The organism is Pseudomonas helmanticensis (assembly GCF_900182985.1).
GTDB classification, from domain to species: Bacteria; Pseudomonadota; Gammaproteobacteria; order Pseudomonadales; family Pseudomonadaceae; genus Aquipseudomonas; species Aquipseudomonas helmanticensis.
Genome location: NZ_FXUY01000002.1, coordinates 645241 through 660570 on the forward strand (window position 1 = coordinate 645241; position 15330 = coordinate 660570).

General features: G+C 49.7%; 16 protein-coding genes and 1 pseudogene. All 17 read left to right on the forward strand.

All coding sequences use genetic code 11. From position 1 onward, the window contains the following. The first annotated feature begins 409 nt into the window (after positions 1-409). The 17 genes and pseudogenes from QOL84_RS25695 (at position 410) to grxC (ending at position 15298) form a co-directional block, all read left to right on the forward strand. A complete protein-coding gene (locus tag QOL84_RS25695) occupies positions 410-1033 on the forward strand; it encodes a glutathione S-transferase family protein (protein ID WP_283439032.1) in 624 nt (207 codons plus the stop codon). A 325-nt stretch (positions 1034-1358) separates the two neighbouring features. Continuing rightward, a complete protein-coding gene (locus tag QOL84_RS25700) occupies positions 1359-2396 on the forward strand; it encodes an SLAC1 anion channel family protein (protein ID WP_283439033.1) in 1038 nt (345 codons plus the stop codon). Between the two features lie 633 nt (positions 2397-3029). Continuing rightward, on the forward strand, positions 3030-3662 hold the full coding sequence (locus QOL84_RS25705) for a carbonic anhydrase (protein ID WP_283439034.1): 633 nt from the start codon (positions 3030-3032) through the stop codon (positions 3660-3662). A 128-nt stretch (positions 3663-3790) separates the two neighbouring features. Next, positions 3791-4267, forward strand: a complete 477-nt coding sequence (locus QOL84_RS25710; RefSeq protein WP_283439035.1) for a nuclear transport factor 2 family protein — start codon at positions 3791-3793, stop codon at positions 4265-4267. Between the two features lie 187 nt (positions 4268-4454). After that, positions 4455-4922, forward strand: coding sequence for a cyanase (cynS, locus tag QOL84_RS25715; protein ID WP_282483495.1), 468 nt, complete (start codon positions 4455-4457; stop codon positions 4920-4922). Positions 4923-5027: 105 nt separating this feature from the next. Then, positions 5028-5276, forward strand: a complete 249-nt coding sequence (locus QOL84_RS25720) for a DUF2790 domain-containing protein (protein ID WP_283439036.1) — start codon at positions 5028-5030, stop codon at positions 5274-5276. A 38-nt stretch (positions 5277-5314) separates the two neighbouring features. Next, the gene (locus tag QOL84_RS25725; RefSeq protein ID WP_283439037.1) at positions 5315-5974 is read left to right on the forward strand and encodes a carbonic anhydrase; all 660 of its coding nucleotides are present in this window, start codon (positions 5315-5317) and stop codon (positions 5972-5974) included. 55 nt (positions 5975-6029) lie between these two features. After that, the gene (locus QOL84_RS25730) at positions 6030-7421 is read left to right on the forward strand and encodes an MFS transporter (RefSeq protein WP_283439038.1); all 1392 of its coding nucleotides are present in this window, start codon (positions 6030-6032) and stop codon (positions 7419-7421) included. A gap of 107 nt (positions 7422-7528) precedes the next feature. Next, a complete protein-coding gene (locus tag QOL84_RS25735; RefSeq protein ID WP_283439039.1) occupies positions 7529-8578 on the forward strand; it encodes an acyl-CoA dehydrogenase family protein in 1050 nt (349 codons plus the stop codon). A 273-nt stretch (positions 8579-8851) separates the two neighbouring features. Next, positions 8852-9457, forward strand: coding sequence for a lecithin retinol acyltransferase family protein (locus QOL84_RS25740; protein ID WP_283439040.1), 606 nt, complete (start codon positions 8852-8854; stop codon positions 9455-9457). Positions 9458-9646: 189 nt separating this feature from the next. Further along, a complete protein-coding gene (locus QOL84_RS25745) occupies positions 9647-11488 on the forward strand; it encodes a PAS domain-containing sensor histidine kinase (protein WP_283439041.1) in 1842 nt (613 codons plus the stop codon). Continuing rightward, positions 11485-12135: a response regulator transcription factor gene (locus QOL84_RS25750; protein ID WP_283439042.1), complete on the forward strand. Its 651-nt coding sequence runs from the start codon at positions 11485-11487 to the stop codon at positions 12133-12135. The genes QOL84_RS25745 and QOL84_RS25750 overlap by 4 nt, the downstream gene beginning before the upstream one ends. Before the next feature lie 116 nt (positions 12136-12251). After that, positions 12252-12623: a response regulator transcription factor gene (locus QOL84_RS25755; protein ID WP_283439043.1), complete on the forward strand. Its 372-nt coding sequence runs from the start codon at positions 12252-12254 to the stop codon at positions 12621-12623. 428 nt (positions 12624-13051) lie between these two features. Next, positions 13052-13999, forward strand: a complete 948-nt coding sequence (locus tag QOL84_RS25760; RefSeq protein WP_283439044.1) for a LysR family transcriptional regulator — start codon at positions 13052-13054, stop codon at positions 13997-13999. Positions 14000-14207: 208 nt separating this feature from the next. Then, positions 14208-14572 (forward strand): annotated as a pseudogene (locus tag QOL84_RS25765) (cyanase); the annotation flags it as partial. A gap of 137 nt (positions 14573-14709) precedes the next feature. Further along, complete coding sequence (locus QOL84_RS25770) at positions 14710-14958, forward strand: DUF2790 domain-containing protein (RefSeq protein ID WP_283439046.1); 249 nt, start codon at positions 14710-14712, stop codon at positions 14956-14958. Between the two features lie 76 nt (positions 14959-15034). Then, the gene (gene grxC / locus QOL84_RS25775) at positions 15035-15298 is read left to right on the forward strand and encodes a glutaredoxin 3 (protein WP_283439047.1); all 264 of its coding nucleotides are present in this window, start codon (positions 15035-15037) and stop codon (positions 15296-15298) included. Positions 15299-15330: the final 32 nt, after the last annotated feature.

Genomic DNA, 15330 nt, shown 5'->3' on the forward strand with positions numbered 1-15330 from the left:
TTATAGGGAAAGTAATTTTCAGCGATAAAGAAAAATCCAATGCGATTTATGAAGTCGTAGCGCTTTGGGCAGTTAATAGCAAAAACTGTCCCATAGCGTAGCAACAAGAACTACCAAATAAGCAAGAATGACGATGATTAATTTTGCAAAGCAAAACAATCAAACACGGAGGACTCGCTTGCTCCGTTTACCGTTGAGTTGATGTACATTGCAATAACTTGCCTTGCATACGTTTTTAGCAACAAGTCAAAAGATCATGAGTTTTCACTGGTCAATATTTCACCGTGACACTGTTGCTCTGAGGTATCGGCAAGCACTGTATCGGCGCATTGCAGCCTCGTTTCTCAAGCACTGCGGTATTTCTGATACGCCAATGACTCAACAGCACTTCCATAATGGAGCAATCGTCATGAGCCTCACTCTCTACGGTTTTGACGCCAGTCCGTATGTCCGCACAGTAAAAATGCTTCTCAAAGAAAAAGATGCAAGCTTCGATCAGTTGCACGTCAACGTGATGAAAGGCGAACCTCACGCGCCTGAGCACCTGGCACGTCATGCATTCGGCAAAATTCCGGTCATCGACCATGATGGTTTCAAGGTCATTGAGACCAGCGCGATCATGACTTATCTCGATGATGTCTTGCCCGGGATTTCGCTTACTCCCGACAACGCCAAAGATCGCGCTCGCAGCCAAATGGCGCAAGGTATCGATGACTCTTACGGCTACAGCGCGATGGTATCTGTATTCGGTTACTACCTTTTCCCGGACTTCATTGGCGGACAGAACAACGATTCGCTTCGTGAAGGCATCGACGACTCAAAATTGGTGTTGGGTGAGCTGATGAGAATGAAAGGTAACGACGCATTTATTGCCGGCAAAAACCTATCCATTGGTGACCTGTTCTTGGCCCCTGCGTGCGCCTATTTGACGATGACTCCAGCCGCAGACCAGGTCCTTTCTATCGACGGCTTTAGTGACTGGTGGGGTAGGATCAAGACGCTGTCGAGCTTCAAAACGACTCCACCCGCATAGGATGACGCAATTGGAAGCAGGAACGCGCCGGGGCAAATCGCCCCGGGGTGCTAAAAAACCAGACCGCCCGCCTCGACTGAAACGGGTGATCATCCGATGAACAATTAGCGTCTCATCACACCGTTTCACAGCTCTTAACTCGTTACAAAAACGCCCCCTGCTCATAATCTCAACTGGCAGCACTCGATTCAAATCAGTGCATTTGAAAGCGCCCAGCAGCAGTTTTCTAAATTACCCCCAGTCGCCGACTGATGGGTTGAGTGGATAGCAGACCGACCGCTGCTATCCGATTTGCACCACCGTCGACCTTAAAAAGAGGCGTAACTTGAGTAGCGAAATCCGCATCCTGACCCCGCCAGCCGAAACCATTCAGGCATACGGCACTCCTTTGACAGCCACTCGGGAAGGTACCCTGAGTTACCTGCCGGTAGCTCTATTCGGCGCGGTTATGGGCCTGACCGGTTTATCGTCAGCTTGGAAATTCGCAGATAGCCTGTACGGCTTACCCTCATGGATCGCTGGCTTTTTCAGCTATATCGCGATCCTGGCTTTCCTCTTGGTAGGGACAGGCTATGCAATCAAGGCAGCTACAGGATTCAAGGCTGTTAAGGCCGAGTTCCAGCATCCCATCGCCGGCAACCTCTTTGGAACACTGTTCATCAGCCTCCTCCTGATTCCGAACCCCCTATCCGATTACAGCTTGTCGCTAGCGCGCTGGATCTGGGTGATGGGAACGCTGGGCATGATCCTGTTTGCCTGGGTGATCATTTCCCGCTGGCTCGGACAGCAACAGCAGCCAGGTCATGCCACTCCAGCATGGCTTATTCCCATGGTCGGATTGATAAACATCCCAATAGCAGTACCCACCTTACAGATTCATGGCCAAGACGAGTTGTTGATGTTCTCGCTTGCCATTGGGTTCTTCTTCGCAATTCCATTGTTCACGCTTATCATGTCGAGACTGATATTCGAAAAGCCGCTTATCCTGTCGCTTCAGCCATCCTTCATGATTCTCGTCGCCCCCTTTGCCGTTGGTTTTTCAGCTTATGTGAATGTCGTGGGTGAAGTAGACCGGTTTGCAACCGCCCTTTACATGCTGACTATTTTTTTGCTGTCCGTGATGATAGGTCGCTTACGTTATCTGGCGATCGTCTGCCCTTTTCGCTTGTCCTGGTGGTCCGTGAGCTTTCCTCTCGCTTCTGCTTCTGTGTGTGCATTGCGCTACGCCAAACATTCACCCAATCTTTTTACTCATGCAGTGGCGATTGTATTGTTGATCGGAGTGACATTAATTTTGCTCTCCATGTCCGTGAAGACCGTTTCGAATCTGTTGAAAGGCAATTTGAAGTTATTGATGGGTTAACAATCAAAAAAAATATCCGCGCACCGCCCTCTAACACCCCTAGTTATTTAATTCTGCGCACCAGCACTTTTTCAAAAAAGCATACCCCCTTACCGATTCTCTACCAGCAAGAGTTCGGAGTACTTAAAAGGCGAAAATCATGCACCATAGTACCGATAAATTTGCCTTGCTCTCCCCCCTATTGAACTACTACGTTCTCAAAAAATAAATTATCCGTTGAAGCGAAACCTGGATGCCAAGCAAACTACATTGATTTGCAGTGCACAATCAATTGACAATCAACCGACCACTGATCTTAACCAAAGGGCTGACTGCAAGCGTATCAAGCTCACACATTGAAAATTCCAGTGCTAAGCAAAGCTGGGGAACAACCTATGGCTAAAAGAATCACTAAAAAACATAAAAGCCGCGGTGTGAAACCTTGAACAATATGACACAAAGCTTTGAAGCTATTCCGCACCACAACATTAAATTCAATTAATTTAATTCAGTAGCACAAGTATAGAAAGTCAGTATATTCATTTCACATAATAACTCATCTATTGCGCCTTCATGATATTTGACGACATCCCCTGACCACACTAGCCTGTAATAAAAATACGGTTCAGTACACCACCAATGGGGTCAAAGCACATGAAAGCGCTCATCGAAGGTTTCATCAAATTCCAAAAAGAAGTTTTCCCACAAAGAACGGATCTTTTCAAATATCTTGCTACCACGCAAACCCCTGAAACGTTGTTCATCACGTGCTCCGATAGCCGGGTCATCCCGGAAATGCTTACGCAGCAGGAACCAGGTGAGCTGTTTGTTATACGTAATGCGGGAAATATTGTTCCCAGCTACGGACCTCAACCAGGCGGTGTGACAGCTACTGTGGAATATGCAGTCGCGGTATTGGGAGTGGCTGATATCGTAATTTGTGGCCATTCAGATTGCGGCGCAATGACAGCTGTTTCGAGTGGAAAACCCCTCAATCATTTGCCAGCTGTTGCTGCTTGGATGTCTTACGCAGAGTCTGCAAAAGTGATTAACTCCGCGCGTACATTCACCTCTGACAAAGATCGTATTTGTTCAATGGTACGAGAGAATGTGATTGCTCAGCTCTCCAATCTGCGAACCCATCCGAGTGTCAGACTTGCCATGGAACAAAAAAAGCTGAACTTGCATGGCTGGGTCTACGATATCGAAACTGGATCGATCGAGGCGCTCGACGGAACAACTAATAAGTTTGTTTCTTTAGTAGATTTTCCAGAAACAAAAGCCTAACGACGAACCAGACGACAATGCTTTTCCGCCTTCAATATGCCCTCACTCGCATATTGAAAGCGAAATCGCACAGTTTAGCTAGGTATCTCCACTTCAGCTGTCACATGTAGAGATTTGGAGTAATTATTATGTCTGAATCGGAAACCCGTCCACCGCTTCCACCATTTGATCACGAGTCTGCAACGCTAAAAGTTCGTCTCGCAGAGGATGGTTGGAATAGCCGTAACGCTGAAAAAGTCTCGCTGGCTTATACCCAAGACACCAAATGGCGTAATCGAGTGGACTTTGCAGTGAACAGAGCAGAAGCAGCTGCATTCTTAACTCGAAAATGGAACAAGGAACTGGAGTATCGGCTCATCAAAGAATTATGGGCCTTTACTGATAACCGTATCGCAGTGCGATACGCCTATGAATGGCACGATGATTCAGGCAACTGGTACCGCTCATATGGAAATGAAAACTGGGAGTTCGCAAATGATGGGCTAATGGCTCATCGTTTTGCCTGCGTAAATGACATGCCGATCAAGGAATCGGAGCGAAAGTTTCGATGGCCATTAGGCAGGCGCCCAGACGACCACCCTGGCCTCTCCGATTTAGGCCTTTGAATTTAAACAGGTTTTAGTAGTTGAACAATTGCACAACTACTGCCACCCACTCATCTATAGGGAGGACTTATCCAATGGATTGTATATGGGTCTTGGACGCTATCAGCGGATCAGACGATGATTGTTTCACAGCAAAGCAACACCAACTCTTCACTACTAATCAAACGAAATTGATCGGAGAAATACCATGGTCCAGTCCCACGCTTATAAAGACTCCAGCCTTGCCCTGACTACCGAAATTCTCGATGCCAAGGCCCGCAAAAACCTCTCATGGCAGGATATGGCCGATGGCACCGGCCTCGGCCTGGCATATGTCACGGCCGCCCTGCTTGGCCAACATCCTCTGCCAGAAAGCGCCGCTAAAGTCGTCGGTGAAAAGCTGGACTTGGATGCCGATGCAGTAGCCGCTCTGCAAATCATCCCGCTGCGCGGCAGCCTGAATGGTGTCCCTACGGATCCGACCATTTACCGCTTCTACGAAATGATCCAGATCTACGGCACCACCCTTAAAGCATTGGTTCACGAGCAGTTCGGTGACGGCATCATCAGCGCAATCAACTTCAAGCTTGATATGAAGAAAGTTGAAGACCCAGAAGGCGGTCATCGTGCAGTGATCACCCTGGATGGCAAGTTCCTGCCGCTGCGCCCGTTCTAATAGCGCGAATCTCCCCTGACATTCGGCCCGCATCCTATGCGGGCCTGTTTTAAAAAATTACTCAATCAATCTCAAAGAACACCATTTCTGACTGGAGGATTCGTCATGAACAAAATTCTGTTTCTCGCCTTATCCCTGACAGCCTCTTTGTCAGCATATGCGCAGGATTCTACTGAATCTCAGCCCGTGGTTGTTTACTCCTACGGCATGCACGTGGATGTAGCCAAAGTCATCCACATCACCCCGGCGGCAGACACCTGCTTTTCAACCCCTGTGCAGATGACTTACGACGACTCGCGCGGCGGTGTCCACGTTCTCGAATACAGCGTGATTGGCACCGGATGCACCAATTAATCGTCCAACCCTTCACTGGCTTTTTACAGGATCAAATTATGAAAGCTCTTATTGATGGTTTTTTGAAATTTAAAAAAGAAGTGTTTCCTCAGCGGACAGATCTGTTCAAGCACTTGGCTACGACTCAACATCCAGGCACCTTGTTCATCAGCTGTTCTGACAGCCGTGTAGTACCTGAACTGCTGATGCAGCAAGAGCCTGGCGAGCTGTTTGTCATTCGCAACGCCGGCAATATCGTGCCGTCCTACAGCCCTCAATCGGGTGGGGTATCAGCCACGATTGAATACGCTGTCGCTGTGCTCGGTGTAACAGACATCGTGATTTGCGGCCACTCCGACTGCGGCGCCATGACAGCCGTTGCTAAGTGCAAATGCATGGATCATCTGCCTGCTGTCGCTGGCTGGTTGCAACATGCCGAGTCGGCAAAAGTCATCAACGAATCTCGTCCTCACGCCAGTGAAGCAGCCAAAGTCAGTTCGATGGTGCGTGAGAACGTCATTGCCCAACTGGCCAACATCCAGACTCATCCGAGCGTGCGCTTGGCCCAGGAAAAAGGACTGTTGAATTTGCATGGTTGGGTATACGACATCGAAACCGGATCGATCGACGCGTTGGATGCGGACAACCGCAGCTTCAAATCCTTGATCAAACACCCTACTACCTGTGCTGTGCATCCGCGCGCTCAAGCCGCGGCATGAACTACTCTCAAATTTGAGGCACACCCAGGCACCAAACATAGATATCGGAGCCAGCATGTCCAGAGAAACAACATTGGGTGCGGAAAGTGTCCTCCCTGCCACAGATGGGTTGCCTCAAAACGCCCGCCGCCTCGCCATATTTTCCCTGGCCATTGGTGTGGGAATGGCGTCCCTTGATACAGCGATAGCCAACGTAGCTTTGCCCGCTATTGCTGAACAATTAAACACAACACCGGCATCATCGGTCTGGATTATCAACGTTTACCAGCTGGCGATGGTGGCGACGCTTTTACCGTTCGCAGCCCTTGGCGAAATCATTTGTTATCGCCGCGTTCTGCTTTTTGGGTTGTTTCTATTCACTCTTGCTTCCCTGGGTTGCGCCCTCGCATGGTCACTGCCTTCACTAGTCACCGCTCGGCTGCTCCAAGGGGTCGGCGCTAGCGCCGTTATGGGCGTAAATACCGCCATGCTCAAGGCTATTTATCCCACAAAAATGCTGGGACGGGGCTACGGAACCAATGCTCTAGTGGTTGCAGTCGCTTTCGCGATAGGGCCGACCATGTCGTCCCTTATTTTGTCAGTCGCAAACTGGCCATGGCTCTTCGCGATTAATGTTCCGCTTGGCCTGGTTGCATTTTTCCTTGGCCGTAAAGTACTGCCAGCTACTCACAGAGCAACGCACAAATTCGACGGTTTGACCGCCCTTTACAACGTAGTGGCTTTTAGTCTGTTGATACTGCTTTTCGGAGATGCGGCTCACCAAGCTAGCGTAACAACGCTGCTGCTGGAATTGATCGGCGCAGTCTTGTTCTTCGCGTTGTTGCTGCATCGGCAGGCAGACCATAAAGCTCCAATGCTGCCAATCGACTTGCTACGCCGGCCCATGTTCGCGCTTTCAGTCGTAACGTCTGTATGCACCTTCGCAGCCCAAGGACTGGCATTTGTCGCCCTACCCTTTTACTTCTTTTCTACGCTTGGTCGATCACCCGTAGAGACCGGATTTTTGATGACTCCTTGGGCGGTCATGGTAGCAATCATGGCCCCCATTGCAGGTAGATTGAGCGATCACTACTCGCCCGGCGCCTTAGGAGGAATCGGCCTTGCGATACTGGCTGCGGGGTTACTAGCCTTGGTACTCATGCCCGCTGACCCATCCACGATCAATATCAGTTGGCGCATGGCTATGTGCGGGGTTGGGTTCGGTTTCTTCCAGGCACCTAACCTCAAAGGGTTTATGGGCAGCGCACCTCCCCAACGAGCTGGCAGCGCAAGCGGCATGGTTGCCACCTCTCGGCTTATCGGGCAATCCACGGGTGCGGCGTTGGTTGCGTATTGCTTCATGTTGTCGAGTGAACACGGCGCTATATTCGCACTGTGGGCTGCTGCTGCATTTGCGGCAACTGCGAGCGTGGCCAGTTTTGGGCGAGTGGTCGCTATACGAACTTGAGCAGTGACTGCCATCGGTGCATGAAAAGCCCACAGACAGGTACGGCGGTTGGGCGAACAATTTAGGACTTGTGCGAAGCACGCTTCAAATGTTCACGGAGAATAAAAATGCTCGACTTGGCATTTAGCCATTGGCTGGACAAGCACGCACAGGGGCTAGACTCGGGATCAAGTGATCCGCAAGAAGTCTTGGCGCAACTGGCGCTAGCCAACGTTCTACGCGTGGGGATCAGCCCATTTTTAGGTGGCAATGGCAAGAATTTAGCCGATGCGGTTGAGACTTTAGCCGCGGTAGCCAGCCATTCCATGACGGCCGCTTTTGTCCTTTGGGGTCAGCGCACATTCATCGAATATGTACTGCAAAGCTCCAACTTCGCATTGCGCGAGAGATTGTTACCGTTCCTGCTTGACGGAAAACTGGCTGGTGCAACCGGTCTCTCCAACGCCATCAAGTTCCTATCTGGGATCGAAGCTCTGCAAGTGCAAGGCACTCCAGCCGAAGATGGCTGGGCCTTGAATGGCGGACTTCACTGGGTAACAAATCTGCGTAGAAGTGGCTTTGTAGTCGCGGCGGCTGTAGAGGATACGCAGGGCGGGACACCCTTCATTTTAGCGATCCCGGGCTCGGCAAATGGTCTTCACCGCTCGGAGGATTTGCAGTTGATGGGATTGCAGTCAAGCAACACTGCTGCCCTGGATTTTGATAAGGCCAAGGTAAGTAGAGATTGGTTGCTGCATGAGGACGCGCAAGCTTTTCTGCAATCAGTGCGACCAGCATTTCTTGGTTTGCAATGCGGTATGTCGATTGGACTGGCCCGGCGTTCCTTGCAGGAGGTGGAGGAGCATTTGCAACACGACCGTTCGATCTTATTAGAAGCCTTGCTGAACCAACGCTGGCAACTCGAAGGGATGGTTAGTGAGCTTAAACGCGGACTGCTGGACGGGCGTTTTCGGGAGCAGCCCGCAGCTTTGTTTTGCCTACGCATCTCCTTAGCAGAATCAGCTGCTAATGCAGTGCAATTGGAACTGCAAGCCAGCGGCGGTAAAGCTTACCTGGTTGAACAGGGCATCGGGTTTGCTCGTCGTTGGCGCGAATCTGCTTTTATACCCGTTGTCACTCCGACTCTGGTGCAGCTACGGGCTCAGCTGCAACGCTAGGAGAGTTGATTTGCGTCTCAATGCAGCCCTTTCTCTAGGTAAAACACGAACCGACATCTTTGATATGCCGGCGTGATAGAGCGCGCGAGATTCATTTCTGCCCCTGTCATCACACAGCCCCTCATCCTTCAACAAGTGTCGGAGTTACTTACACACGCCATACCGAAGTATTAGGTTCGTATATTTACTGACTACATAAATACGCCCTATGCACGAATGTGTTTCCGCGTCCTGGAAGATATGATTTTTCTTAAGGATTCGGAGGATTTCGTCATGAACATGCTGATTACGAACATCGTCAAAGGGCTGTCATCTCTACGGTCACTCACGTTTTTCAGATCCGCTCTGGTTGACGTTAACCTTGTGTCCTGCCTGAACAGCCAATCCTTTGGAAGCGAATTACGTATCAGCATTTCCGACGACGTAGCCTCGCAGAGCAACGGAAGCAAAAATGCCAACTTTCGGTTGATTGGTCGAGACATTGACTGGTTAACAGCAGGATCGCACCTGGTCAGCCCACGCAAATTTTACGTTCACCATGGGATCTATCTCGGAAACGGAAAGGTCGCACACTACTCGGGATTAAGCGGATCCCTGCGAGCCGGCCCTATCGAAGTTACCGACTTGAAGTGCTTTGCCAACGGCAGATCAGCTTGGGTCTACGAAGATCAAACCGCTTTCTCAAACGATGAAATCGTCGTCCGTGCCCGTTCTAGAATTGGCGAAGCGCAGTACAAAATTTTCTCGAATAATTGTGAGCACTTTTGCAATTGGTGCATCTCAGGTACAAGCCATAGCGCACAAGTCGCTGAGTTCCTTCACTTCCCTTTTCGCATGATCGGTAAGGTATTCGCCCAGGAATCTGGTCTGATCGCATAGCAATTGAGATGTAGCCCTCCTCCACCTTGCACTATTTCGACAGACTGAATTGTGAGGGTAAAAACGCCTATTTTATTACCGAATGGCACGGTCTTGGACCGGCGAACGGTTATGCTAGCTACTGTTTTACCGACTAAAATTGAGTGTATTGTCGGTGATGAATTGCAGACCTAGCAGGCCTATTGATTTATGAAAATCATAATGGAACCAAAGGTAATTGCTGGAGCGTACATCCGCCCATTTCTTTCCTCATTGCAGCTTCAGCGATTAGGTGCAATAGCGCTCTCAAGCGCCATTTTCGTCATCGACACTGCCAGTTCAATTCATATTGCCATTGCGGTGCTCTACGTCGCTGTCATCCTTATTTCAGTCAACATAGTCTCGAAAAAAGGCGTCATACGCGTTTCTTTCTGCTGTATTGGATTGACCCTTATTGCGTTCCTAGGTGGCCATGGTCTGAATTTTCATGACGGAAGTTTTGCGCGATTTTTGGTCAGCCTTTCTGCTATCGGCATCACGTCTTTTTTAGCTCTCAAAAACAAAGCCGTCAGCGATGAATTACAGGAACAGGTGCGGTTGCTTGCGCAGACCCACGACGCAATCATCGTAAGGGACATGGATCACATCATTACAAAATGGAGTCCCGGCGCTGAGAAGCTTTATGGATGGTCGAGATCGCAGGCTGTTGGTCAGGATTTCCGCACTCTACTTTGTCCGCAATTGATGACCAGTTGGGATCAGATGATGACGTGTCTTCTCGAAACTGGCCACTGGGAAGGAGAGGTTGTGGAGCGCTGTCGCGACGGGGCGTGTGTAACAGTAATCAGCCGCTGCTCGCTGTCACGTGGAGATGATAATGTGCCCAAAGCAATACTCGCGACTCATAACGACATCTCGGACCGAAAACGCGCCATCGAGGCTCTCCAGCGTAGCGAAGCATTCCTCACCGGTGCTCAGTGGCTGAGTCAAACCGGAAGCATTGGTCTCATAATTCCTAGCGGTGAAATGTATTGGTCCGAGGAAGCGCGTCGGATATTCGAATTCTCTGCTGATGAGCAACCCATGCTTACCAGCGTCATGAACAGGACACATCCAGATGATGTCGACCTGGTCAAAATGTCGATCAAGGACGCCTTTCAAAAACAGCCTCATATCAAGACTGAGTATCGGCTACTAATGGATGACGGCCGTGTTAAATACGTGCAAATGCTCGCCCAGTTAATCTTGGATGGCGAAGACGATTGCGAATACGTTGGGGCATTGATGGATGTCACGGATGCCAAGATGTCGGAGGAGGCACTCCATCGATCTGAAGCCCAATTAGCTCATGTCAGCAGGGTTGCAACACTTGGGGAACTCGCCGCCTCCATCGCTCATGAGGTCAACCAACCGCTATCCGCCGTCACTACAAATGGTACGGCTGGATTGCGTTGGTTGAATCGAGAGGTGCCCGATTTAGCCGAGGTTCGCGGTGCAATTGAACGCATGGTGAGCGAAACGAATCGAGCCAGTGAAGTGATACGCCGCATCCGAGCCATGGCACGTAAAACAGCCCCCCAAAACGTTCCGCTCAATATTATAGAGGTTATTGACGAGTCGTTAGCCCTCGTGGATAGGGAACTCAAACGGAACAAAGTTGTGCTAGACCTTAGCTATGACAGTGATGCAGCAAAAGTCGATGGCGACCGTGTCCAGTTGCAGCAGGTCATCATCAATTTGCTGATGAACGGCATGCAGGCAATGACCAACGCTAAAACCAAAAAACGCACCCTGTGTTTGAGCCTTCAGTACTCAGAAATAGATGAGGTACTCGTTGATATCAAAGACAGTGGCCCAGGCATCACATCGGATCAGATGCCGAATCTCTTCGAAGCCTTTTTCACCACCAAATCAGAAGGTATGGGAATGGGGCTTTCGATTTGCAGATCGATCATTGAAGCCCATGGTGGACGCATATGGGCGACGTCTGAAAAGGGATTAGGCGCGACATTCCACTTGGCTCTCCCGCTCAGTAAGAAGGAGCACGTGTGAACGAAGAAATTGATTCCGATACGTCTCATAACAATGAGCCAATAGTCTTCGTGGTTGATGATGAGGCAGCAGTACGTGTCGCGCTCAGTAGCCTTTTTCGCTCAACGGACGTCCGAGTCGAAACCTTCGCCTCGGCGGCAGAGTTCCTACAACGACCAGATCCGGAAGCTCCTTGCTGTCTGGTGCTTGACGTACGTCTCCAGGGCTCCAGTGGCTTGGATTTCCAACGTCAATTACTTGATGCGAATAACAATATGCCCATCATCTTCATCACCGGTCATGGCGACATCGCAATGACCGTAAAAGCGATGAAGGCCGGCGCCGTGGACTTTCTAGTCAAACCATTCCGCGACCAAGATCTTTTGGATGCCGTATCAGCGGCCCTCAGGACAGATGGAAAACGAAGGGAAAATGACAAACAAGATTCCGAGATGAATGCGTGTTACAGGTCTTTAACCCCTCGTGAGCGGGAGGTGATGGCCTACGCCGTCAAGGGTTTGATGAACAAACAGATTGCGAGTGAGATTTGTTTGAGTGAAGTGACCGTGAAAATTCATCGTGGCCACGCAATGAAAAAAATGCAGGCGAAATCTTTTGCAGATTTGGTTCGGATGGCCGAGGCATTGGGGATCGGCGTAAAACGCTGACCCTCGTAATACGAGTGTATTATTTCCTTTAATGAAATACGTCCCTAAAGTGGTAGTCAGACGACGAGTGCATGCCGTGCTCGAATCGCTTCCTACTGTATTTAGGGTAATGCACAGTGAATAAAACCCCGGTGATTTCCATTGTCGATGACGACAAATCTGGCCGCATAGCGTTGAGCAGTCTCGTGCGCTCAATGGGCTATGAGCCCTGCCTTTTTTCGTGTGCCGAGGATTTTCTTGCCTCCGCTGAACGCGGTGATACTGACTGTCTGATCACGGACTTTCAAATGCCTGGCATGACCGGTCTGGATCTCCAGGGCGAGTTGGTCAATGACGGGCAGAATATTCCGATCATATTCATCACGGCTTATCCCGAAGAATCCGTGCGCAATCGTGCAGAAGCAGCCGGAGCTGTCTGTTTTCTTAGCAAGCCATTTGACGGCCAAGTAATCATTGACTGCATCGAGCAGATTTTCACTAGAAATTAAAAAGGGGACTGCCATTCAGCCAGGCGTCCCTCGCTCTGCTCGCACTTCCTTCCCAGCTTACTCCCCCCATCCCCTGCTTTCTCTAACCTCCCTTCTAGTAGCATCAGCACTAAACGCACCTCCCTCCTCGCTCATGTCACCTCACCCGCCCTCAAACGCATACTTCAGTATTAGCTACTACCACTCAGGCGCTAAAAATTTCGATCTTATGTAGAAGTGTTTATTAGTACCGGAAGCCCTACTCTACATTCAAGCCATCGAACAAAGCGCTTCAGATTAAAACTAGAAATTCAGAAACTCAGTTTTAGTTTAAGTCTACTTAATGCTCGATGACTCAACAGCATCGAGCGCAAGACATCAGTATTTTGGAAGGCTCTGCTTGCATTAACTTTTCGTATTTGAGGCTGTCAGCCCAAACGGTGATGATGATGAACAGGAATGATCTCCGCAAAATCGACTTCAGCCTTTTGATCGTTTTCGAAACTTTGATGCACGAGCGCAACCTTACCCGCGCTGGAGAAAAACTTTTTCTTGGGCAGCCTTCCATCAGTGCTTCTCTGAATCGCCTGCGCCAATACTTCAATGATCCACTTTTTATCCGGATGGGTAGGATGATGGAACCTACGAGCCGAGCCTTTGAGATCCATCAAAGCCTCACTCCAGCATTGGACAACATGGTTGTCGCGCTCAGCCACATCAATGAATTTGATCCCCTGACCAGTAATGCTGTTTTCCGCATTGGCCTTTCGGATGACGTTGAGTACTCACTGCTGCCAGGTCTGCTCCGCCAGCTGCGCATGGAGGCTCCTCGGGTCAGCTTCGTAGTGCGCCGTACTGATCACTCAATGATGTCTGATCAGCTTTCGACTGGAGAAGTGTCGCTGGGTGTATGTCACAGCCGTGAACTTCCAGCCAACGCCAAACGAAAATTTCTTCGGAGCATCTACCCTACTGTTCTCAGTTCCCGCTCGATCGCTGGAGATTTGGATTTAGACGAGTACTGCAATCGTCCACACGTTTCCGTATCTCTCAATGGCGAAATGACCGATTACATTGACAGGGCATTAAGTACCATGGGGCGGCAGCGCCAGGTAGTGTTGGCGGTTCCCCAATACAGCGCCCTGAAAACAATCCTTGAAGATACAGATATGATCGCGGTCGTGCCCGAGTACGTTGCAGCAGCGATGACTAAACAAGGCGGGTTACGCATGGACCCGGTTCCGATGAGTGCCCCTGCTCTCGAACTGTCATTGGCCTGGAGTAGCACTCTTGACAACGATCCAGGTGAGCGTTGGCTCCGTTCCCGTGTATCCCATCATTTGGCTGACAGAAGTGGCTCTGTCAGCGAAATAAGCCTTAACAAAGCAGCTGCATAATGTTCTTAAGTTATTGAATGCCCAAGTACAGTTACACATGTAGATTTTTGTTTGTAACAAAGATCTCAAGCACGCCCATAGGCAGAACCTATAGAACGGATTGCATATCGATCTTGGAAGTTACGGAAACACTGGACGATGATTGGTTAATACCTGAGCGATGCTTATTAACAACATTAGTTAAACAGACTTTATTGGAGATTACGTCATGAAACAATTTCACATCTACAACGAAGTTAGCATCGCATTGACCACTGAAATCCTTCAAGCCAAAGCCAGCAAAAGGCTGTCTTGGCAAGATTTAGCCGAAAACACTGGCCTAGATCTGGAGTATGTAACCGCAGCACTGCTAGGGCAAGAGCCCCTTCCAGAAAGGGCGGCCAAGGTGATTGGCGAAAAATTAGAGCTGGATGCTGAGATGGTTGCTCTCCTACAAGTCATACCATCACGAGGCAGCCGTGCGAGCGCACCCCGCTATCCAACCTTCAACCGATTTCACGAGATGGTTCAGATATGCGACTCCACGCTTAAAGCTCTGGTTCATGAACATTTGGCGGCGGCCTAATCAGCGCGACAACGTCAAGTTGAACGTCCGCCCTTTTCTAACGATGCAATGACTTATGTGGATAGACCCGCTATTTCGCCGGGTCTGAATTGAAAGTCTCTAAAGAATACTAACAACGCACCAAACTTAACTGGAGAATACCGTCATGAAAAAAATTCTGCTTCTCGCCATGTCTATTACTGCTTCATTGTCGGCCTACGCTCAACAAGCTACTGCATCACCGGAGGTTGTTCCGTACGACTACGGAATGCATCTAGATATCTCGCAAGTGATAAATATCTCCCCTATAGCGGATGTCTGTGGTCCAACAGCGGCAGAGATTACTTATAAAGACTCTCAAGGCGAAGTTCACATTCTTGGTTACAGCGTAATGGGAACTGGATGTTCCAATTAATCATCGCAAATTAACTGACAGGTCAATCCCACCACCACCCGTGTGGCGTAATCCTGCCCTATCTGGAGATATCACCATGCTTAACGTCACCATGTACTCAACTCCAACCTGCCCGTATTGCCAAGCAGCAAGACGCTTGCTAACCAAAAAAGGCATTCGATTTACTGATATCGACGTGAATTCGGTCGAACTGCGCGTCGAGATGGTCAATCGCAGCGGTCGTCGAACCGTACCGCAAATTTTCTTCGGAAGTTGGCACGTCGGTGGATACGACGATCTTGCTCAACTTGAGTCGGAAAGCGGATTGAACGAAGCGCTCAACTCGCGTTTGGCGTGCTAAGTCATCTAGATAGCCACTCACTTTCACCCACA

What these genes read in the sequence shown, in the direction of transcription:
- QOL84_RS25695 (WP_283439032.1), top strand. Translation starts at nt 410, where the DNA reads ATGAGCCTCACTCTCTACGGTTTTGACGCCAGTCCGTATGTCCGCACA.
- QOL84_RS25705 (WP_283439034.1), top strand. Translation starts at nt 3,030, where the DNA reads ATGAAAGCGCTCATCGAAGGTTTCATCAAATTCCAAAAAGAAGTTTTC.
- QOL84_RS25710 (WP_283439035.1), top strand. Translation starts at nt 3,791, where the DNA reads ATGTCTGAATCGGAAACCCGTCCACCGCTTCCACCATTTGATCACGAG.
- cynS (WP_282483495.1), top strand. Translation starts at nt 4,455, where the DNA reads ATGGTCCAGTCCCACGCTTATAAAGACTCCAGCCTTGCCCTGACTACC.
- QOL84_RS25720 (WP_283439036.1), top strand. Translation starts at nt 5,028, where the DNA reads ATGAACAAAATTCTGTTTCTCGCCTTATCCCTGACAGCCTCTTTGTCA.
- QOL84_RS25725 (WP_283439037.1), top strand. Translation starts at nt 5,315, where the DNA reads ATGAAAGCTCTTATTGATGGTTTTTTGAAATTTAAAAAAGAAGTGTTT.
- QOL84_RS25730 (WP_283439038.1), top strand. Translation starts at nt 6,030, where the DNA reads ATGTCCAGAGAAACAACATTGGGTGCGGAAAGTGTCCTCCCTGCCACA.
- QOL84_RS25735 (WP_283439039.1), top strand. Translation starts at nt 7,529, where the DNA reads ATGCTCGACTTGGCATTTAGCCATTGGCTGGACAAGCACGCACAGGGG.
- QOL84_RS25740 (WP_283439040.1), top strand. Translation starts at nt 8,852, where the DNA reads ATGAACATGCTGATTACGAACATCGTCAAAGGGCTGTCATCTCTACGG.
- QOL84_RS25745 (WP_283439041.1), top strand. Translation starts at nt 9,647, where the DNA reads ATGAAAATCATAATGGAACCAAAGGTAATTGCTGGAGCGTACATCCGC.
- QOL84_RS25760 (WP_283439044.1), top strand. Translation starts at nt 13,052, where the DNA reads ATGAACAGGAATGATCTCCGCAAAATCGACTTCAGCCTTTTGATCGTT.
- QOL84_RS25770 (WP_283439046.1), top strand. Translation starts at nt 14,710, where the DNA reads ATGAAAAAAATTCTGCTTCTCGCCATGTCTATTACTGCTTCATTGTCG.
- grxC (WP_283439047.1), top strand. Translation starts at nt 15,035, where the DNA reads ATGCTTAACGTCACCATGTACTCAACTCCAACCTGCCCGTATTGCCAA.